Origin of the sequence: Paracoccus sp. pheM1 (assembly GCF_018499825.1) — a bacterium.
Classification (GTDB): Bacteria; Pseudomonadota; Alphaproteobacteria; order Rhodobacterales; family Rhodobacteraceae; genus Paracoccus; species Paracoccus versutus.
The window spans coordinates 2,692,904-2,712,082 of the sequence record NZ_JAGXCX010000001.1; the positions used below are offsets into that span (position 1 = coordinate 2,692,904).

A 19,179-nucleotide genomic window follows, 5' to 3' on the forward strand; every position below is an offset into this window, starting at 1 on the left:
GGCTTTCGGACAAGCCAACCGAAATCGGAAGCGGCGTTCGGAAATCGGAAACAGGCCGCGCCGGAAGGAAGCAGGCGGGCTTCGCGACCCGCCTGTCCATCTTCTCTGTTCCACAAATACCCATGCGGCAGCGCGGACAGGCGCCGCGCTGCCGGCCTGGGCGTCAGTCGCGGCCCAGCCATTCGCCGGCCAGCGACACGTCCTCGGGCCGCAACTCGTGCCCCGCATCGACGGTCCGCGCCTCCAGCGCCGCGCCGCCGCTCTGCAAGGCGCGCTCCAGCGCCGGGGCCATGCGGGCAAAGGGATCGCGGGCGCCGGTCAGCATCAGCACCCGGCTGCCGGCCAGGGCCTGCGCGTCCAGCGCCGGCGGCGCCTCCAGCACCTGCACGGCGCGGATCAGCACCGCGCGCCCGATCAGGCCGGGATGCAGCTGCAGCACCGCGCCCAGCAGGTTCGCGCCGTTGGAATAACCCAGGTAGACCAGCGCCTCGGGGTCCAGGCCATAGGCCCGCGCGGCTTCGTCGATGAAGCCGGCAAAGGCCTCGGCCTCGGCCCGGACATCCGCCTGATCATAGGTCACCGCGTCATAGCGGCGAAACCAGCGGTTGATCCCTTCCTCGGTCGAGCGGCCGCGGACGCCCAGCAGCGTGGCGCGGGGTGCGATGCGATGGGCCAGCGGCATCAGGTCGGTTTCGTTGCCGCCGGTGCCATGCAGCAGCACGATGGTGCTGCCGTCCGGGTCTTCCGGCCGGTGGAAGCGGTGGATGAAATGCAGATCGCGCATCGGGCTCCTTTCCTCGCCCGGCAGGGCGAATTGCGGCAGGATCACGCGCAGGTCGTCGGCGCGGGCCGCGTCATCGGGCGGGACGAACAGCGTCCGGCCCAGATCCTCGGGCGTCTCGTCCAGGGTGAAGCCGGGCGCGTCGGTGGCATATTCCAGCAGCGTCCCCGCCGGCTCGCGCACATAAAGCGACAGGAAGTATTTCCGGTCATGCACGCTGGTCGCGTCGGTATCCTGCAACGCCAGCCGCATCCGGCGCAGCGCATCGGCATCCGGCGCGCGAAAGGCGACGTGGTCCAGGATGCCGGTGCCGGGAATGCCCGGAAAGAAGCCGGTGGCGTCGCGGATGTCGACGACATCCGTGTCCGAGGCCATGCGCTGCACCGCGCCCTCGGCCGTGCCGGGGCGATAGCCGAAGCGGGTCAGAAAATCGCGCGTCGCCGCAGGCTGCTCGGTCAGGATGGTGACGCCGCGCAGCCGCGTCGGCGCGATCGGGTCGGGCAGGGGGGCCGTGGCAGGCAGGTCCGCCCCCACCAGCTTGACGATCACGCCGTCGGGGTCTTTCAGCCGCAGCACGGTTTCGCCCCGCTCGCGCAGCGGCCCCTCGACCGGCACGTACGCGGTCATGGCGCGGGTCAGCCAGTCGCCGATGCTGTCGGGCGGCACGGCCAGCGCGATCTCGGCGACCTGGCCATGGCCGACCCGGCCCCTTGCCCCGTCCTCCCACACCAGGAAGGTGACGAGCGAGCCGGGCGAGCCGAGCGCGTCGCCATAGAACAGGTGCAATTGCTCGGCATCCTCGAAGCCGCCGGTGCGCTTGACCAGGCGCAGGCCCAGGAAGCCGGCGTAGAAATCGACATTGGCCTGGACCCGGCGGGTGATGCCGGTGACGTGATGGATGCCGCTGGGCATGGCTTTCCCCTTTATGCGCCCTCTTCGCGGGCCAGGACGGTCTGCACGGCCGGATCGGCCGCGATGCGGTCATGCAGGGCCTGCACATTGGCCCAGCCCTGGGTGCCCTCGGGCAGCAGCTTCCCGGCCCAACGCAGCATCGGAAAGGCATAGGCGTCGATCACCGAGCGGCGGCCCAGGATCCAGTCGCGGCCGTCCAGATGCGCGTCCAGCAGCGCCAGCTGCTTGCGGACCAGCTTGCGCGCGGCCTCCTGCACGGCTTCGCGGTCGGCCTCATCGCGGCGGGTGGTATAGCGCTGCGGCGTGAACAGCGGGAAGAAGGCCGGATGCAGGTCGCCGGTAAAGAAGCTCGACCAGCGGTCGAGTTCCGCCTGCGCCCGCAACTCGTCGCCGCCGGCCAGGTCGGCCTCGGGATGCTTGCGGGCCAGGTGGTGCAGGATCGCGCCCGCCTGGGTCAGGATCCAGCCGTCATCCTCGCGCAGCACAGGCACGGCGCCGGCCGGGTTCACCGCCATCAGTTCCGCCGAGCCGAATTCGACCGCCACCGCCTCATAGGGCGCTTGGGTCCATTCCAGCACGATATGGGGCGCGAGCGAGCAGGCGCCGGCATGGTAGAACAGGGTGGGCATGGGATCCTCCGTCTTGCGATGCGTCCAAGATAGCGTCGCGCCGCGTTTCCCCAACCGGCAAAGGTTGGAACGCGGCGTTCTGCATCATCGAACGCGCCGGGGCGGGGATCGGTTCAGGTGCTATGCGCGCCCTTGGCCAGGTCCGCGACGAAGGACAGGATCTCGGGCACCGGGCAGCCCTCGCCGATCAGCTTGACGATGGCCGAGCCCACCACGCAGCCGTCGGCCACGCCCGCCACCGCCTGCGCCGCCTCGGGCGTCGAGATGCCGAAGCCGACCACGACCGGCAGCCTGGCGCTGGCGCGGATCCGGGCGACCTCGGGCGCGACCTCGGCCGCGTTCGCCGCGGGGCCGCCGGTGATGCCTGTGACCGAGACGTAATAGACGAAGCCGCTGGTGTTCTGCACCACGGCGGGCAGGCGCCGGTCGTCGGTGGTCGGCGTCGCCAGGCGGATGAAGTTCAGCCCGGCCTCGCGCGCCGGCAGGCACAGCTCGGCATCTTCCTCGGGCGGCAAGTCCACCACGATCAGCCCGTCCACCCCGGCCTCGACCGCCTCGGCGATAAAGCGGTTCACGCCGTCCTTGCGGGCATAGATCGGGTTGTAATAGCCCATCAGCACGATGGGCGTGGTGTCGTCCTGGGCGCGAAAGGCGCGCACCATGTCCAGCACGCGGGTCACGCTGCCGCCCGCCGCCAGCGCGCGCTGGCCCGCCGCCTGGATGGTGGCGCCGTCCGCCATCGGGTCGGTGAAGGGCATGCCCAGCTCGATGATGTCCACGCCCGCGCCGGGCAGGCCGCGCATGATCTGCAGCGAGGTGTCGAAATCCGGGTCGCAGCCCATCATATAGGCGACGAAGGCCTTGCCGTCCGTTTCGGCCAGCCGCGCGAAAGTGTCGTCGATTCTGCTCATGCGCCCCGTTCCCTCATGGTCCGCCCAGCCCTAGCCCGGCTTGAGGGGCAAGATCAACGGCCCGCCACTGGACTTGCGCGTCATCGCCCCATAATAAGCGCGGAAATCCGGGAAAAGGGGTGCATCATGGGCTTTCGCATGGGGATCGTCGGCCTGCCGAACGTGGGCAAATCGACGCTGTTCAACGCGCTGACGAAAACCGCCGCCGCGCAGGCCGCGAACTTTCCCTTCTGCACCATCGAGCCGAACGTGGGCGAGGTCGCCGTGCCCGATCCGCGGCTGGACAGGCTGGCCGAGATCGCGGGGTCCAAGCAGATCATCCCGACCCGCATCACCTTCGTCGACATCGCCGGCCTGGTGAAGGGCGCCAGCAAGGGCGAGGGGCTGGGCAATCAGTTCCTGGCCAATATCCGCGAGGTCGATGCCATCGCCCATGTGCTGCGCTGCTTCGAGGATGGCGACGTCACCCATGTCGAGGGCCGCGTCGACCCCATCGCCGACGCCGAGACCATCGAGACCGAGCTGATGATCGCCGACCTGGAATCCGTCGAGCGCCGGCTGGCCAATATCCAGCGCAAGCTGAAGGGCGGCGACAAGGAGGCGGTGGCGCAGGAAAAGCTGCTGAAAGCTGCGCAGGCGGCGCTGGAATCCGGCCGCCCCGCCCGCACCGTCGAGGTCGCGGACGAGGATCGCAAGGCCTGGGACATGCTGCAACTGCTGACCGCCAAGCCGGTGCTGTTCGTCTGCAACGTCGAAGAGGACAAGGCCGCCAGCGGCAACAGCCAGTCCGAGCGCGTGGCCCGGATGGCGGCCGAACAAGGCGCCGGCCATGTGGTGATTTCCGCCAAGATCGAGGAGGAGATCAGCCAGCTTCCGCCCGAGGAGGCCGGCATGTTCCTCGAGGAGATGGGCCTGCACGAGGCTGGCCTGGATCGCCTGATCCGCGAGGGCTACAAGCTGCTGGGCCTCGATACCTATTTCACCGTAGGCCCCAAGGAGGCGCGCGCCTGGACCATCCACAAGGGCACGCTGGCCCCGCAGGCGGCGGGCGTGATCCACGGCGATTTCGAGCGCGGCTTCATCCGCGCCGAGACCATCGCCTATGACGACTATGTCACCTGCAAGGGCGAGGCCGGCGCGCGCGAGGCCGGCAAGTTCCGCGTCGAGGGCAAGTCCTATGTGGTGCAGGACGGCGACGTGCTGCATTTCCTGTTCAACGCCTGACCGGCAGCCTTGTCCTCACCTTCCGCGTCGCATCCTGGCCGCGGGTATGGCCGGGCGCATCGTCCTTCTGCTCCCGAGGCGGAGGATGCAGGGCCTTGGCGCGGGCTGCCGGGGCCGCGCCGGTCTGCAGGCTGACGGCCCGCCCTGTCTCGCATCTTTTCCCGGACCGCGCCGGCCTGCTGGCGGCGCCGATCGCCCTCGCCGGCCTGCACCGGGTTTTGCTCGCGGCCCGGCGCCTGGCCCCGACCGTCCGGGCGGGGCGGATTTGGTCGACCGGAGCGACGGACGCATCGCCTCCGCGGCCCGTGCGGCAGGGCACCCGGCGCCGTTCGCGGCCCGCTGCGGCGAATTTTGCGTGAAACGCCCCTTCCATGCGATTTGCCCTTGTTTTTCCCGCCTCTGCCCTGCTAGACCGCGCGGCGGAGACGTGGCCGAGTGGTCGAAGGCACACCCCTGCTAAGGGTGCAGGCGGGAAACCGCCTCGAGGGTTCGAATCCCTTCGTCTCCGCCATGCCCCATTGGTTTCATTAAGAAAACCGTCCGCTTCTGGTGCGCGTTTGCCGTGGCGCAGCGGAACAGTCGCCAGTTGCGAGCGGCCGTGTTGCGCCGATGATGGAACTGGAGGTGGGGACGGCAAGCTTCTTCACATTCAAACCTCCGGTGATTTCGGACGCCTCGATGCCGCAGCGGGCAACAAGCCATGTCGCGGGCGGGCTGCTGGAGCAGATGGCCAATATCGAATCATATCGCAGAGCGGTGGCCCCGGCAGCTTCGAATTTCGCCTTGGGGTTCGTGGATAGCATGGAGCCGCAAGACGCGACCGAGGCGCTGCTGCTGGCGCAGATGGCCGCGATCCATCAGGCAACCGGCGAAGCGCGGATCCTTGGCGATGCGGCTGGCGAAGTCGCGGAAGCCCCGTTCGATCGGCTTGGCCTGGCCGTGGGCCGGCGTAGCCCAGTGGACCTTGATGCCCAGCGTGGGCAGCACGCCCAGCGGGTCGTCGTCGCGCACCTTGAAGCGGAACCGGGTCGGGATGCCGCCCATCAGCCATTTGTTGGCGAATTCGTGCCCGTTGTCGAAAAGGCAATGCTTCGGGATGCCCCAGGTCTCGATCAGCTCGCCGAAGGCGGACAAGCGCTGCCACCACCTTCAGGACGGTGCTGAACTCGGGATTGCCCTTCTCGCTCGAGGCGCGGTAGAGGCTTTCGCGCGACAGCCCGGCATCCTCAGCGATCTGCTTCATGCCCTTGGCGCGCGCGACCATGCCCAGCGCATCCGCGATGAACGCCCCATCCCCGGTTGCCAGGGCATCGGACAGGTAGCCCGCAATCGCCTCGTCGTTGTCGAGGTATTCGGCCGGGTCAAAGGCCGTGGTTTCCAGTGCCATGCTCAACCCTCCATCTCTGCGGCAAGCCGCTTCGCCTGCTCAATGTCCGCCTGCTGGCGGCTCTTGGTGCCGCCGCACAAAAGCACGACCAGCACCGATCCGCGCTGAACGAACTGGACCCGATAGCCGGGCCCCTCGTTGATGCGCCTCTCGCTCGCGCCAGCGCCAACCGGCTTCACATCTCCGGGGTTTGCGAACCGCAGCCGCTGGATGCGGCTGGCAATCTTTCGGTTGGCCCGTGCATCGCGAAGGGACAGCAGCCATTCCCGGAAGGTATCTGTCTGGCGGATCTCGATCATGATATGTAGCTTGCAGGCTACATGAAATCAAAGGCAGCAGGATGGTTCCTTGGCTGCCGCTCTGAGGTGGCCAGCGCCAATGCATGCAGCGGGGATGGATCACGGCGGGGTCACCCATGCAGCAGGCGGTCAGCAGCCTCGCGAAGAACGCGCGCCACCTCGGGATGAGAGACGGCGGCCTTGTCCTGGTAGGATCGGGCGGTCTCATGCTCGCGCCCCGGCCGCAGCAAGGGCGAACTCAGCAGCAAGTCCATCACGAATGCCTCGAGCGCCTCACCACGTTTGTCGTTGCTTTCCATCGTTTCATCCCTCTCCGAACTCTGCCCGATCCTGCCCCACGGTTGGCGTGATGTGCAGGCAGCGGAAGGGCGAGACATTTTCAAAGGATCCGGGGGAATTTCGAAGCTTCGGTGTCAGGGAATACCTTGATGTTTGTATCATCACACGAGACGTATCGTTGCATGATACAGAGCATCAGGGGAGAGTTGACCGCGCAGGTCCTGGCTGGCAAGCCGGGCAAGGGCTTTCCCGCCAACCTGTCCAAGATCGCCGTCCGCAAGGTGGCGATGCTGCAAGCGGCTCACCTCCTGGACGACCTGCGGGCGCCCAAGGCGAACCGGCTGGAAGCCCTCAAGGGCGATAGGGTGGGCCAGCATTCGATCCGGATCAACGACCCGTGGCGCATCTGTTTCACCTGGACCCAGAACAGCCCTGCCAATGTCGAAATCGTGGACTACCACTGAAAGGAACCGCCATGACCATGCTGCAAGTGCCGGTCCATCCCGGCGAAATCCTGAAGGAAGAATTCCTGGACGAGTTGGGGATCAGCGCCGGCAAGCTGGCCCGGCATGTCCATGTGCCCCGCACCCGCATCGAGCGCCTGGTGAAGGAAGAAACCGCCATGACCGTGGACACGGCGCAGCGGCTCGCCAAGGCCCTGGGAACCTCGGTGGAGTTCTGGATGAACCTTCAACTGAACTACGACCTGATTACGAACACGCCAGATCGAGACGTGGCCGATATCCAGCCGCTGGCAGCGGCGTGAGCGTGCTTGTGCTGACCCTGCTCGCCGTGTTCGCCTTTCCGCCGCTGACGCCCGTCGCGCTGGCGGTCATCACCGCGGGCGTAGTCTGAGCCGCCCGCGGACAGGGATTGCTGCGGTCTGGCTGTGTCCGCCTTGGGTCATGGTGTTGCGTCCTCCGGCGCGTCTAACCGTGCCGGAGGCGGGATGTTCCAGCAGAGCCTCTCAGCGACCCTTGAGCCGGTCGATGGACAGCGCCCCGGCGCCGGTGGTCACGAGCAACAGGAAGACGAAGCAGAACAGGATGGCTGCATCGCCGCCGTTGGCCACGGGGAAAACGCTCTTGGGGGCATGCGCCATCCAATAGGCAAAGGCCATGTGCCCGGACAGGACGAACGCCACCGGCCGGGTGAACAGACCGAGGATGATCAGGGCGCCGCCGATGACCTCCAGCAGCCCGGAGACAAGCGGCAGCGTGCCGAGGGTTTCGGGGCCGGGGATGGGGATGCCGAACAGCTTTTGGGTTCCATGCTCGAAATAGAGCAGCCCGGCGACGATGCGCAGGGCTCCGATTGCATAGGGCTGTAGCGCCGAAAGCTTGCCAGTCATTGCCGTCCCTCATCTTTGGGTTGATGCTGCGGACAGTGGATGGTCGCGTTCGTCAGAATGCAAGCGGGATGAAAGGCGGAGCGCAAAGCAATCGCATTGATCTTCGAGGGGATGCCGCGATGCAGAGCCGCACGGTTTCAAGCCGTATCGGACCCATCAGCTCTCATCGCCACCCCAGGCCCCACCGCGACCTGCCCGCCTTCGAGGAACTGAACACCTCGGGCTTCAAGGGCCTTGCGGATAGCTTCCTCGTTCTCCAGGCTCAGGGCTTTTGTGCGGCCACTCTCGAAGGAGCGCAGCGTGTCATGTGATGCGGCAGCAGCATCCGCAAGGTCAGAAGCCTTCCAATCAATGAGCAACCGACGCTGAGTTCAGCGCCCTGTGCGCACGTCGCCATGCCATGGAAGTGGCCCTAATCGACCTGCCGGCAGCCAACGCGCAAGACGCCCTAGCGAAGGTGGTGGTATATGCCAGCATCGGCGTTGACCTGCGCGCAGAAGCCAAGCTTGAAGAAATCTTGGCCGCAGCCCGCGCGCTCGTCGGAGGTGCAGCATGATAGTGCAAGACATCACGATACCGGACGACAGGATCGACCGCTTCATCCTCGACCTGCTGACCGCGCTGGACGAGACGCAGATCAGCATGACGGAGATCCGCGTCTACCTCGTTCTCAGCCAGTCGTCCCTGCCGCTGAGCCTGAGCGAGATAGCAAGGCGGATCAATCGAGACCGGAAGATGGCTCGAACCATCATCGATAAGATGCGCGAATCCGGCTTCGTCGCCAATGAGCGAGATGGGATTTCCCTCACGCAGGAGGGTGAGGGTGAGCGGCAGAGGCTCAATGGTCTCGTGGCAGATGCTCTTGGGGCTAGTGTCGGGACCAGAAAGCGCAGTTCTGGGCCGAGGCCCGCAGAATGATCGGTTGAAACAGAAGTCCCCAGCTCCAGTCGGGCGCCTCCATTCTTTCATCCCATCTTCAACCGGCGCGAGGGCGCATCTGCATGGACACGGCCTATTCGATCACCGGCACTGGTCGGATCGCCTCATCCCGGAGATCTGCCGCATCGTCGGCGCGCATCTGCTGCGGGTCGCGCCGGATTACCTCGATACGCGCCATGCCACCGATCTGCTGATGCTGGATGGCCGCGACATGCGCATCGCCGCCAGGGTGCGGCGTCATGGCTATGCCGGCCGCTATCCCTATGACTTCACCATCCGCTCGCGCCTGCCCTCGGGAAACCCCACCGAACTGGCCAAGATTGTGAACGGCGAAGGCGATTGGCTGTTCTACGGTCATGCCAATGCGGGCGAGACGGGCTTTGACCTCTGGTGGCTCCTGGACCTGCGGGCGTTCCGGGCCGGGCTGATCCGCCACGCCTCGAACGGCTACCCCATCGCCTCGGGCGACCGGGTGAACACGGACGGCACCTGCTTCAAGTGGTTCGATATCCGTTCCTTCCCCAAGGAGCCGCCGCTGGTGCTGGCGACCTCGGGGACTCGCAGCGCCAGCCCGTCGCCCGGGCATGCCTGACGGCTGATTTCTCGGCCGGAAGGGGGTGAACAAGAGCGCATTGGCAGCCTCCGCATGGTGCGGGGCTTCGCCGTGTCAGGGGCTGCGGATCTGCCATGCCTCGGCCGATCCCTGTTCCATGGGTTGGCGACCCTCCCATTCTGGCAAGCACAAAGCACAGCGGCCAGTGTTATCGCTTGTCCGGGACCTCAGGACTTCCTAGCCTAGGCCAAGCCTTGAAGGGAAAGTGGATCATGCAGAAGAAAGCCATTCTGATCGTCGGGCCGTTGCTGCTCGCCGCCTGCACCGCATCGGACAATTACAGCGAAATCATCGCGCGCTCCACGCCGCCCAGCGCCGCCTTGAAGTCCGAGATTGTGGCTGGTGCCAAGGAACTCATCTATGACCCCGCCTCGATCCGCGATGCCGAGATTTCCAACGTGGCGACCTTGCCGGATGGGTTGCAAGGCGTCTGCGTCCGTGCCGACAGCAAGGATGTCTCGGGCCGCTATCTGGGGGTGCACAGCATCGGCATCCCGATCCGGGACGGCAAGATTGCCGGCGGCAGCCTGGATCACCCCCTCTGTGACCGCTCGGACATTCAGTGGCAGCCCTTCCCCGAGCTTGAGCGGCTTCCTGGCGCATAGGGGCTCCTGCTTCGTGTTTGCCGCTCCCTCCGCTGCATCCCTTGTGTAGTGGAAGGAGCGGTTTGCGATTCCAAAGGGCCATGCCCCTCCCGACGCCTGCGACAGACACGCCCTTTGTCGCGAATGTCGCGACATCCAATCCTCGCCCCATGGTGTTATCCTTCGACAGGAGCAATCGGAGCGCGCACAGCCATGGCAGAGGAACGGAACGAGCGGGCAGCGGCGGTGAGAGGGCTGATGGGCAGGTGCCCGCATTGCGGCAAGGGTCGGCTGTTCAGGGGATACCTGACCATCGTGCAGGAGTGCGAATCCTGCGGCGAGCCGCTGGGGCTCTATCGGGCGGCCGATGGCCCGGCCTTCTTCACCATGACCATCATGCTCTTGCTGTTGATCCCGATGATCGGCTTTGCCTGGGGGCTTTATCGGCCGGATCCGGTCACGCTGCTGGTCTCGGTAGGGCTGGCGACAACCGTGCTGACCCTGGTCATCCTCCGTCTCGTGAAGGGCGCGTTCGTGGGATACCTGTGGGCCAAGCATGAACAGGACAGGGGCGCCTGACCCTGCGCCGGCCAAGACCAGCCCCTGCGAACCCGTTTCCGCAGGGGCGGCCGCCGGTCAGCCGAGCAGCCAATAGGCGGCCAGGGCAATCCCGCCAAAGCCGGCAAGCATGATGCACCAGTTCAGCAGCACGGCCTTGCCGGACTGGAGCTGTTCGGGTGTGGGCGGTGTTTCGGCAGGTTCAGGCGCATCGCCGGTCTTTGGTTTTTCGGCAAAAGGTGTCCGGCGCGTGGCCGGTTCATCTTCGTGGGAAGTCATCTGTCGTCCTTCGTGAACGCAAGGGTCATGATCTGCCAGCCCGGAACCGGGGGCAGAATGCTGTCAGGCGGTCATGGGAAGGGACGGGGGTGCACGGGCGCAGGGGGCAAGCCTGCCGGCACAGACACCGGTTTGCGGCTGATAGGCATAGGCGAGAGATGCCGCGATGCGCGGCGGAAGAGACGGGTGCTCCGGTGGCGGCAGCGCCGTCGCGGCCAGCGGGCGGATCTGCACCGCATCCTTTCGGGCGATCAGGTCGCGCCCGTGGATCGCCGCCAGGGTCAGGGCCGGCGCGGTCAGTTTCTGGGACTGGCCTGCCGCCGCGGTGACCTGTGGTCCGGGCAACATGACGACCAGCAGGGCCAGCAGCAGGGCCAGCCACAGCCTTGCCACATGCGATGGATTCGCCGTTTCAGGGGCCTGTGGGTCCGTCATGTTCCGACTGATCCATGTATTCCGGCTGGGACGCAAGGCTTCAGGGTTGCCCCCACCCGGCAGAGTAGCAACCGAATAGCCGCAGGTTGCGATTCCTGATCGTCGCGAAAGCCAGCCACGGCGACCCTTCTGACGACCCGATTGCCGAGAATCGCGGAATAGCGACAATCGCAGGTCGAGAAAGATGGAAATGCTCGGGTGCGACAATGCTCGCGCAGCGCCGGCAGGCCCGTTCCGCTGGCCGGGGTGTCTGACAGAGCGAATCTCAGCCTGCCTGGGGACTATCGCGCCGACCTCCGGGCGCGGGCTGTCGCAGAGGCGCCCGAGGGCTGTCCGATCAAGGGCAACATCTCGAACAAGGGCGAGCGGATCTATCACACGCCCTGGTCGCCGGCCCATGCCAAGACCCGGATCGATGAGAGCAGGGGCGAGCGCTGGTTTTGCGACGAGGCCGAGGCTATCGCCGCCGGTTGGCGCGCGGCGCGCTGGCGCTAGATTCGGAGCGTCCTGAGCGGCTTCGAATTGTCCCCCATGTGTCCCCCAAGGAGGTGTTAGCGCCCAAACCGCCTCGTAGGCAGTTTCTCGTAACCGCTTGTCATGTAAGGAAGTTCAGTGGTGAGCCCGACAGGATTCGAACCTGTGACCCACTGATTAAAAGTCAGTTGCTCTACCAACTGAGCTACGGGCCCATCGCACGGGGGGCTAACTACGGTCGGCGGCTGACAGGGTCAAGCGGAAAAATCGCGCCTCTGGCAGAATCTTTTCGGCAGGAGTATGTCAGCGCCATGGAACACCAGCAAAACCTCGGTCAGGGTACCCCTCTGCCCTTCATGAAGATGCACGGGCTCGGCAACGACTTCGTCGTTGTCGACAGCCGCCGCTCGGGCGCGCTGCCCGATGCCGCGACCGTGGCCGCCATCGCCGATCGCCATCGCGGCGTCGGATTCGACCAGCTTGCCGTCATCCTGCCCGGCGAGAATGCCGATGCGCGGCTGGTGTTCTTCAACGCCGATGGCTCGGTCTCGGCGGCCTGCGGCAATGCCACGCGCTGCGTCGCGCGCTTCCTGATGGACGAGACCGGCGCCCCCGCGCTGCGGCTGGCCACCGACCACGCCGTGCTTGCGGCCGAGGATGCCGGGAACCGCCTGACCCGCGTCAACATGGGTGCGCCGGTGCTGGACTGGGCCGGGATCCCGCTGGCCGGGGATGTCGATACGCTGCACCTGCCCGTCGAGGGCGATCCGGTGGCGACCGGCATGGGCAATCCGCACATGACCTTCTTCGTGCCCGATGCGGCGGCGGTGGACCTGGACCGCTTCGGCCCGGTGCATGAGCATCATCCGCTTTATCCGCAGCGGACGAATGTCGAGATCGTTCAGGTCGTCTCGGACAGCGAGATCATCCTGCGCATCTGGGAGCGCGGCACCGGCATCACGCTGGCCTCGGGGTCGTGTTCCTGCGCGGCCGTCGTCGCCGCCGCAAGGCGCGGGCTGACCGGGCGGCGGGTCAGGGTCAACGTGCCGGGCGGCGTGCTGGAGATCGACTGGCGCGAGGACGGGGTCTGGATGACCGGCCCGACCGCGCATGTCTTCGACGGGATCTGGCGCGGATGAAGGACATGAAGCCCCCGGTTTTCGCGACCCTCGGCTGCCGGCTGAACGCCTATGAGACCGAAGCCATGCGCGAGATGGCCGAGGCCGCCGGGCTGCAGGGCGCGGTGATCGTGAACACCTGCGCGGTGACGGCCGAGGCGGTGCGCAAGGCCCGGCAGGAGATCCGTCGGCTGGCGCGGGAAAATCCCGGCGCCCCGGTCATCGTCACCGGCTGCGCGGCGCAGACCGAGCCCGAGACCTTTGCCGCCATGGCCGAGGTCAGCCGGGTCATCGGCAATCATGAAAAGATGCAGCCGGCGACCTGGGCCGCGATGCAGGCCCCCGACCTGATCGGCGAGACCGAGAAGGTGCAGGTCGACGACATCATGTCCGTGCGCGAGACGGCGGGCCACCTGATCGACGGCTTCGGCCGGCACCGCGCCTATGTGCAGGTGCAGAACGGCTGCGACCATCGCTGCACCTTCTGTATCATCCCCTATGGTCGCGGCAATTCGCGTTCCGTGCCGGCCGGGGTGGTGGTGGACCAGATCCGGCGGCTGCGCGACCGCGGCTTCAACGAGGTGGTGCTGACCGGGGTCGACCTGACCTCCTGGGGGGCGGACCTGCCGGGGCAGCCGCGGCTGGGCGACCTGGTCATGCGCATCCTGCGGCTGGTGCCGGACCTGCCGCGGCTGCGGATCAGCTCGATCGATTCGATCGAGGCGGACGAGAACCTGATGCTGGCCATCGCCACCGAGCCGCGGCTGATGCCGCATCTGCACCTGTCCTTGCAGGCGGGCGACGACATGATCCTGAAGCGGATGAAGCGCCGCCACCTGCGCGACGACGCCATCCGCTTTTGCGAGGAGGCGCGGCGGCTGCGGCCCGGTATCGTCTTTGGTGCCGACATCATCGCCGGCTTCCCGACCGAGACCGAGGCGATGTTCGACAACAGCCTGAAGCTGGTCGAGGATTGCGGGCTGACCTTCCTGCATGTGTTCCCCTATTCGGCGCGCAAGGGCACGCCCGCGGCGCGGATGCCGCGCGTGCCCGGCCCGGCGATCAGGGAGCGGGCGGCGCGGCTGCGGGCGGCGGGCGATGCGGCGCTGGCCCGGCATCTTGAGGCCGAGGTCGGCGCGGCGCGCATGGTGCTGACCGAGGGGCCGCGCCTGGGCCGGACGGAGCATTTCACCGAGGTCGCCTTTGATCGCGACATGCCCGAGGGCACGCTGATGGATGTGCGCATCGCCGGCCATGACGGGCAGCGGCTGAGGGCCTGAGGGCGGTCCATCGTCGCGGTCGCCGGGGGGCTGTCTGCCCCCCGTCCATCGGCCTGGGGCCGATGGCCTCCCCCCGAGGATATTTGTCCACGGAAGAAGCCGGGGAGGGGTGCCGCCATTGCGGTCCTGATGGGCATTTGCCCTGCCGGGGGGCGGGATTTTCGGCCAGGTCGGGAACATTTCCTTGCCGGGCGGGGCGGCTGTCCATAATCCTTGGGCCGATGACCTTGCTTTATACGCATCCCTCGGGGCTTTTGCATGTGACGCCGCCCAGCCATCCCGAGCAGGTGGCCCGGCTGGATGCCGTGCTGGCGGCGCTGGAGGGGGCCGACCTGCAGCGGCGCGAGGCGCCCGAGGCGGTAGACCGGGACATCCTGCGCGCCCATCCGGCCGAATACTTGGCGCTGTTGCGGCGGAAGGTGCCGGCCGAGGGCTGGAGCATGCTCGATTCGGACACCTACCTGGCGCCGGGCAGCCTGGAGGCCGCGCGCCATGCCGTGGGCGGGGTTTGCGCCGCCGTGGATGCGGTGCTGGCGGGCGAGGCGCCCAATGCCTTCGTCGCCATGCGCCCGCCCGGCCACCATGCCGAGCGCATGAAGGCGATGGGATTCTGCATCCTGTCCTCGGTCGCGATCGGGGCCAAGCGGGCGCTGGAGCATCACGGGCTGGACCGGGTGGCGGTGCTGGATTTCGACGTGCATCACGGCAACGGCACCCAGGACGTGCTGTGGGACGAGAAGCGGGCGCTGTTCGCCTCGACCCACCAGGTGCCGCTTTATCCCGGCACCGGCGCGCCGGCCGAGCGGGGCGCGCATGGCCAGGTCGTCAATGTCGCGCTGGCGCCGGGCAGCGGCGGGGACGAGGCGCGTGCCGCCTGGGCGGCGATCTGCGACCGGGTCGCGGCATGGCGGCCGCAGCTGGTGCTGGTCTCGGCCGGGTTCGATGCCCATGCCGCGGACCCGCTGGCCTCGCTGATGTGGGACGAGGCCGATTTCACCGCCATCACCCGGATGATCTGCGATACGGCGGCCGCCTGTTCGGCCCCGGTGGTATCGGCGCTGGAAGGCGGATATGATCTTGCCGCTCTGGGCCGCTCGGCGCGCGCCCATGTCGATGTGCTGAGGGAGACTGCGGCGTGACCGAGATCGAGAACATGTCCTTCGAGGATGCGATGAAAGAGCTGGAGGCGACCGTCGGCCGGCTGGAGCATGGCGAGGCCACGCTGGAGGAATCGATCAAGCTTTACGAGCGCGGCGCCTTGCTGCGGGCGCATTGCGACCAGCGCCTGCGCGAGGCCGAGGAGCGGGTGGAAAGGATCACGCTGGCCGCGAACGGCCAGCCCCAGGGCACCGCGCCGGCCGAGGGGCTGTGATGCAGGAGCGCCTGGGCGAGGTGAAGGCGCAGGTCCAGGCCGCGCTGGACGGGGCCATGGCCGGCCTGCCCGCGGGCGAGCTGGCCGATGCCATGCGCTATGCCTGCACCGGCGGCAAGCGCATCCGCGCCTTCCTGGCCATGGAATCGGCGCGGCTGTTCGGCCTGGGCGACGCGGCTGCGCTGCCGGTCGCGGCGGCGGTCGAGGCGCTGCATGCCTATAGCCTGGTCCATGACGACCTGCCCTCGATGGACGACGACGACCTGCGCCGCGGCCTGCCGACCGTGCATGTGCAATGGTCCGAGGCGACCGCGATCCTGGCCGGCGATGCGCTGCAAAGCCTGGCCTTCGGCCTGCTGACCGAGCCGCAGATCGGCACGCCCGAGGCGCGGCTGGCGCTGGTGCGGGGCCTCTCGGAGGCGGCGGGTGGGCGCGGCATGGTCTGGGGCCAGGCGCTGGACATCGCCGCCGAGACCGCTGTCGCCCCGCTGGACCTTGCCGCCATCACGCGGTTGCAGCAGGCGAAGACCGGGGCGCTGATCCAGTTCGCCGCCACCGCCGGCGCGGTCATGGCCGGCAAGGATCCCGGCCCGCTGGCGGACTATGCCCGCAACCTGGGCCTGGCCTTCCAGATCCAGGACGACATCCTCGACGTGACCGGCAGCGAGGCCGAGACCGGCAAGCGCACCGGCAAGGACGGGGCCGCGAACAAGGCGACCTTCGTCTCGCTCTTGGGGCTGGAGGGCGCGCGGGACAAGGCGCGCGCGCTGGTCCGCGACGCCGAAACCGCCCTGGATGCCTATGGCGAGGGCGCAGGAAACTTGCGGCAGCTCGCGCGTTTCGTTATCGAACGCGACGCCTGACAGCCCGCCCGGAGAGGGGCAAGCCATGACCCATGAGACTTCCGACCGCCCCGCGACGCCGATCCTGGACCGGGTGCATCTGCCGTCCGACCTCAAGGATCTGACCGATCGCGAGCTGCGCCAGCTTGCCGACGAGCTGCGGGCCGAGACGGTCAGCGCCGTCTCCGTGACCGGCGGCCATCTGGGCGCGGGCCTGGGCGTGGTCGAACTGACCGTGGCGCTGCACGCGGTCTTCGACGCGCCGCGCGACAAGATCATCTGGGACGTGGGGCATCAATGCTATCCGCACAAGATCCTGACCGGGCGGCGCGACCGCATCCGCACCCTGCGGATGGAGGGCGGGCTTTCCGGTTTCACCAAGCGGTCGGAAAGCGCCTATGATCCTTTCGGGGCCGGGCACAGCTCGACCTCGATCAGCGCGGCGCTGGGCTTTGCCATGGCGCGCGAGCTGGGTGGCGATCCGGGCGATGCCATCGCGGTGATCGGCGACGGCGCGATGAGCGCGGGCATGGCCTTCGAGGCGCTGAACAACGCCGGCGACCTGGGCAAGCGGCTGTTCGTGGTGCTGAACGACAACGAGATGTCCATCGCGCCCCCGACCGGGGCGCTGTCGCGCTATCTGACCCGGCTTTACGCCGAGGGGCCGTTCCAGGACTTGAAGGCCGTGGCCAAGGGCGCCGTCGGCTTCCTGCCGCCCAGCCTGCAAGAGGGCGCGCGCCGCGCCAAGGAGATGCTCAAGGGCATGGCCGTCGGCGGCACGCTGTTCGAGGAACTGGGCTTTTCCTATATCGGCCCGGTCGACGGCCATGACCTCGACCAGCTTCTGCCGCTTCTGCGCACGGTCAAGGCGCGGGCGACGGGGCCGGTGCTGCTGCATGTCGTGACCCGCAAGGGCAAGGGCTATGCCCCGGCCGAGCGCGCCGCCGACAAGGGCCATGCCACGGCGAAATTCGATGTCGAGACCGGGACGCAGGCCAAGGCCAAGTCGAACGCGCCCAGCTATACCTCGGTCTTCGCCCGCGCGCTGGTCGATCAGGCCAGCCGCGACGCCCGAATCGTCGCCGTCACCGCCGCCATGCCGGACGGCACCGGGCTGAACCTGATGGCCGAGCGTTTCCCGCGCCGCTGCTTCGACGTGGGCATTGCCGAACAGCATGCCGTGACCTTCTCGGCCGGGCTGGCGGCGGGGGGGATGAAGCCCTTCTGCGCGCTTTATTCGACCTTCCTGCAGCGCGGCTACGACCAGGTGGTGCATGACGTGGCGATCCAGCGCCTGCCGGTGCGCTTTGCCATCGACCGCGCCGGTCTGGTCGGGGCCGATGGCGCCACCCATGCCGGCGCCTATGACATCGCCTTCCTGGCGAACCTGCCCGGCATGGTGGTGATGGCCGCCGCGGACGAGGCGGAACTGGTGCATATGGTCGCCACCGCCGCCGCACATGACGAAGGCCCCATCGCCTTCCGCTATCCGCGCGGCGAGGGCACCGGCGTCGAGATGCCCGAGCGCGGCGAGGTGCTGGAGATCGGCAAGGGCCGGGTCGTCGCCGAGGGCAAGCGCGTCGCCATCCTGTCCTTTGGCACCCGGCTTGCCGAGGTCATGCGCGCGCGCGAGGCGCTTTCTGCGCGCGGGATCTCGCCCACGGTGGTCGATGCCCGCTTCGCCAAGCCGCTGGACCGCGCGTTGATCCTGCGCCTGGCCCGCACGCATGAGGCACTGATCACCATCGAGGAGGGCGCGGTCGGCGGCTTCGGCAGCCTGGTCGCGCAGTTGCTTGCCGACGAGGGCGTCTTCGACGGCGGGCTGCGCTTCCGCCAGATGGTGCTGCCCGACACGTTCATCGACCATGCCAGCCCCGAGGCCATGTATCGCGACGCCCGCATGTCCGCCCCCGACATCGAGGCCAAGGTGCTGGACGTCCTGGGCGTGGCCCGGATCGGGGAAAAGCGGGCGTGAGCGCGGCCGATCTGCCAAAATTCGAAGATCTCATGCTGCCGGTCTTGGAACTCATCCAGGCCGGGCACCAGACCGTGTCGGATTGCCTACCTGCGCTCCAGACCCGCTTTGGTCTGACCGATGGGCAGATGGAAGAGCTTCTGCCCAGTGGCAAGCAGACCACGATCAGCAATCGTACCCATTGGGCGCGTAACTATATGAAACATGCGGGCCTTGTCGAAGCGGAGTCGCGGGGGCGCTATCGTATAACGCCGCTTGGCGAGCAACTTTTGGCGCAAGGGCGCGCGCGGATCGACAAGCCCGTTCTGGAGCAGTTCCCGCTTTATCAAGCTTGGCGTTCACGTCAGGCGGGAGAAGCGGAGGCGGCGGCTGCGTCCGTGGCTGCGCCTCTCGCCGCTGCCACGCCGGAAGAGCATATCGAAACCGCCTATGCCCAACTGGATGCGGCCCTGGCCGAAGACCTGCTCGAACAGGTTCTGGCGCTGACCCCCGCCCGTTTCGAACGGCTGATCGTCGAGCTTCTGCTGGCCATGGGCTATGGCGACGGTCGGACCGAGATGGGGCAGGCCATCGGAAAATCCGGCGACGGTGGCATCGACGGCGTGGTCAACGAGGACAAGCTGGGCCTTGACGCCGTCTATATCCAGGCCAAGCGCTACGGCCTGGACAATGTCGTCGGGCGCCCGGCATTACAGGCCTTCATCGGCTCGATGACCGGCGAAAGCGCCACGAAGGGCGTGTTCGTGACCACCTCGTCCTTTTCGCGCGAGGCGCGGGAGTATGTGCGCCGCGTGCAGCAGCGCGTGGTCCTGATCGACGGTGCCCGGCTGGCCCGGCTGATGATAGACCATGGCGTCGGCGTCAGGATCGACAAGACCTATGTGCTGCGCTCGATTGACGCTAACTTCTTTGATGTGGATTGACCGGAGGCGACGCT

25 protein-coding genes, 2 tRNA genes and 1 pseudogene are annotated in these 19,179 nt (G+C 67.5%); 17 read left to right on the forward strand and 11 right to left on the reverse strand.

Translation table 11 applies throughout. The annotated features are described in order from the left end of the window. Positions 1-163: 163 nt before the first annotated feature. The 3 genes from KF941_RS13595 to trpA form a co-directional block, all read right to left on the reverse strand. The gene (locus tag KF941_RS13595; protein ID WP_214273586.1) at positions 164-1,693 is read right to left on the reverse strand and encodes a VOC family protein; all 1,530 of its coding nucleotides are present in this window, start codon (positions 1,691-1,693) and stop codon (positions 164-166) included. A gap of 11 nt (positions 1,694-1,704) precedes the next feature. Beyond that, entirely contained in the window at positions 1,705-2,322 is a 618-nt protein-coding gene (locus tag KF941_RS13600; protein ID WP_214273587.1) for a glutathione S-transferase N-terminal domain-containing protein, read from the reverse strand. 113 nt (positions 2,323-2,435) lie between these two features. Next, a complete protein-coding gene (gene trpA / locus KF941_RS13605) occupies positions 2,436-3,233 on the reverse strand; it encodes a tryptophan synthase subunit alpha (protein WP_214273588.1) in 798 nt (265 codons plus the stop codon). 126 nt (positions 3,234-3,359) lie between these two features. On the opposite strand from trpA, the gene ychF reads away from it, so the two are divergent. Together ychF and KF941_RS13615 are read left to right on the forward strand one after the other, a co-directional pair. Then, positions 3,360-4,457 carry a redox-regulated ATPase YchF gene (gene ychF, locus KF941_RS13610; RefSeq protein WP_036749941.1) on the forward strand — a complete coding sequence of 366 codons (1,098 nt, stop codon included), beginning with the start codon at positions 3,360-3,362 and terminating at the stop codon, positions 4,455-4,457. A gap of 421 nt (positions 4,458-4,878) precedes the next feature. Next, a tRNA-Ser gene (locus KF941_RS13615) sits at positions 4,879-4,968 on the forward strand. 230 nt (positions 4,969-5,198) lie between these two features. Here KF941_RS13615 and KF941_RS13620 read toward each other — a convergent pair. The 4 genes and pseudogenes from KF941_RS13620 to KF941_RS13635 form a co-directional block, all read right to left on the reverse strand. Continuing rightward, entirely contained in the window at positions 5,199-5,591 is a 393-nt protein-coding gene (locus KF941_RS13620; RefSeq protein WP_214273589.1) for a transposase domain-containing protein, read from the reverse strand. Between the two features lie 58 nt (positions 5,592-5,649). Continuing rightward, positions 5,650-5,844 (reverse strand): annotated as a pseudogene (locus KF941_RS28550) (addiction module antidote protein); the annotation flags it as partial. A 2-nt stretch (positions 5,845-5,846) separates the two neighbouring features. Beyond that, positions 5,847-6,143: a type II toxin-antitoxin system RelE/ParE family toxin gene (locus tag KF941_RS13630; protein ID WP_214273590.1), complete on the reverse strand. Its 297-nt coding sequence runs from the start codon at positions 6,141-6,143 to the stop codon at positions 5,847-5,849. 110 nt (positions 6,144-6,253) lie between these two features. After that, on the reverse strand, positions 6,254-6,442 hold the full coding sequence (locus KF941_RS13635; protein ID WP_036749949.1) for a hypothetical protein: 189 nt from the start codon (positions 6,440-6,442) through the stop codon (positions 6,254-6,256). Positions 6,443-6,604: 162 nt separating this feature from the next. Between KF941_RS13635 and KF941_RS13640 the strand changes: the two genes are divergently transcribed. Further along, positions 6,605-6,886: a type II toxin-antitoxin system RelE/ParE family toxin gene (locus tag KF941_RS13640; RefSeq protein ID WP_214273591.1), complete on the forward strand. Its 282-nt coding sequence runs from the start codon at positions 6,605-6,607 to the stop codon at positions 6,884-6,886. 11 nt (positions 6,887-6,897) lie between these two features. Further along, the gene (locus KF941_RS13645) at positions 6,898-7,188 is read left to right on the forward strand and encodes a HigA family addiction module antitoxin (protein WP_214273592.1); all 291 of its coding nucleotides are present in this window, start codon (positions 6,898-6,900) and stop codon (positions 7,186-7,188) included. A 201-nt stretch (positions 7,189-7,389) separates the two neighbouring features. Here KF941_RS13645 and KF941_RS13650 read toward each other — a convergent pair whose 3' ends face one another. Beyond that, complete coding sequence (locus KF941_RS13650) at positions 7,390-7,773, reverse strand: DoxX family protein (RefSeq protein WP_036749957.1); 384 nt, start codon at positions 7,771-7,773, stop codon at positions 7,390-7,392. Positions 7,774-7,892: 119 nt separating this feature from the next. Between KF941_RS13650 and KF941_RS13655 the strand changes: the two genes are divergently transcribed. The 5 genes from KF941_RS13655 (at position 7,893) to KF941_RS13675 (ending at position 10,488) form a co-directional block, all read left to right on the forward strand. Next, positions 7,893-8,084 carry a hypothetical protein gene (locus tag KF941_RS13655; RefSeq protein WP_214273593.1) on the forward strand — a complete coding sequence of 64 codons (192 nt, stop codon included), beginning with the start codon at positions 7,893-7,895 and terminating at the stop codon, positions 8,082-8,084. 241 nt (positions 8,085-8,325) lie between these two features. Beyond that, entirely contained in the window at positions 8,326-8,691 is a 366-nt protein-coding gene (locus KF941_RS13660; protein WP_214273594.1) for a helix-turn-helix domain-containing protein, read from the forward strand. A 214-nt stretch (positions 8,692-8,905) separates the two neighbouring features. After that, a complete protein-coding gene (locus KF941_RS13665) occupies positions 8,906-9,304 on the forward strand; it encodes a hypothetical protein (protein WP_240540304.1) in 399 nt (132 codons plus the stop codon). Positions 9,305-9,537: 233 nt separating this feature from the next. After that, the gene (locus tag KF941_RS13670) at positions 9,538-9,930 is read left to right on the forward strand and encodes a hypothetical protein (protein ID WP_116221912.1); all 393 of its coding nucleotides are present in this window, start codon (positions 9,538-9,540) and stop codon (positions 9,928-9,930) included. A gap of 192 nt (positions 9,931-10,122) precedes the next feature. After that, positions 10,123-10,488 (forward strand): DUF983 domain-containing protein, encoded by a 366-nt coding sequence (locus KF941_RS13675; RefSeq protein ID WP_036749970.1) that lies wholly within the window; start codon positions 10,123-10,125, stop codon positions 10,486-10,488. Between the two features lie 57 nt (positions 10,489-10,545). On the opposite strand, the gene KF941_RS13680 is transcribed toward KF941_RS13675, so the two are convergent. After that, positions 10,546-10,746: a hypothetical protein gene (locus KF941_RS13680; protein WP_116221914.1), complete on the reverse strand. Its 201-nt coding sequence runs from the start codon at positions 10,744-10,746 to the stop codon at positions 10,546-10,548. 63 nt (positions 10,747-10,809) lie between these two features. Further along, positions 10,810-11,181, reverse strand: coding sequence for a hypothetical protein (locus tag KF941_RS13685; protein ID WP_072463708.1), 372 nt, complete (start codon positions 11,179-11,181; stop codon positions 10,810-10,812). A gap of 246 nt (positions 11,182-11,427) precedes the next feature. On the opposite strand from KF941_RS13685, the gene KF941_RS13690 reads away from it, so the two are divergent. Continuing rightward, positions 11,428-11,676 (forward strand): hypothetical protein, encoded by a 249-nt coding sequence (locus KF941_RS13690; RefSeq protein WP_214273595.1) that lies wholly within the window; start codon positions 11,428-11,430, stop codon positions 11,674-11,676. Between the two features lie 118 nt (positions 11,677-11,794). Here the strand turns inward: KF941_RS13690 and KF941_RS13695 are convergent. Next, a tRNA-Lys gene (locus KF941_RS13695) sits at positions 11,795-11,870 on the reverse strand. 96 nt (positions 11,871-11,966) lie between these two features. On the opposite strand from KF941_RS13695, the gene dapF reads away from it, so the two are divergent. The 7 genes from dapF (at position 11,967) to KF941_RS13730 (ending at position 19,165) form a co-directional block, all read left to right on the forward strand. Next, positions 11,967-12,794, forward strand: coding sequence for a diaminopimelate epimerase (gene dapF / locus KF941_RS13700; protein WP_214273596.1), 828 nt, complete (start codon positions 11,967-11,969; stop codon positions 12,792-12,794). Between the two features lie 5 nt (positions 12,795-12,799). Then, positions 12,800-14,053, forward strand: coding sequence for a tRNA (N(6)-L-threonylcarbamoyladenosine(37)-C(2))-methylthiotransferase MtaB (mtaB, locus tag KF941_RS13705; RefSeq protein ID WP_116222419.1), 1,254 nt, complete (start codon positions 12,800-12,802; stop codon positions 14,051-14,053). Positions 14,054-14,274: 221 nt separating this feature from the next. Continuing rightward, the gene (locus KF941_RS13710) at positions 14,275-15,192 is read left to right on the forward strand and encodes a histone deacetylase family protein (RefSeq protein ID WP_214273597.1); all 918 of its coding nucleotides are present in this window, start codon (positions 14,275-14,277) and stop codon (positions 15,190-15,192) included. Then, entirely contained in the window at positions 15,189-15,425 is a 237-nt protein-coding gene (locus tag KF941_RS13715) for an exodeoxyribonuclease VII small subunit (RefSeq protein WP_036749981.1), read from the forward strand. The genes KF941_RS13710 and KF941_RS13715 overlap by 4 nt, the downstream gene beginning before the upstream one ends. Next, positions 15,425-16,288, forward strand: coding sequence for a farnesyl diphosphate synthase (locus KF941_RS13720; protein ID WP_214273598.1), 864 nt, complete (start codon positions 15,425-15,427; stop codon positions 16,286-16,288). Before KF941_RS13715 ends, KF941_RS13720 begins: the two co-directional genes overlap by 1 nt. Before the next feature lie 25 nt (positions 16,289-16,313). Then, positions 16,314-18,242: a 1-deoxy-D-xylulose-5-phosphate synthase gene (dxs, locus tag KF941_RS13725; protein ID WP_072463712.1), complete on the forward strand. Its 1,929-nt coding sequence runs from the start codon at positions 16,314-16,316 to the stop codon at positions 18,240-18,242. Beyond that, on the forward strand, positions 18,239-19,165 hold the full coding sequence (locus KF941_RS13730; RefSeq protein WP_346428987.1) for a restriction endonuclease: 927 nt from the start codon (positions 18,239-18,241) through the stop codon (positions 19,163-19,165). Before dxs ends, KF941_RS13730 begins: the two co-directional genes overlap by 4 nt. Positions 19,166-19,179: the final 14 nt, after the last annotated feature.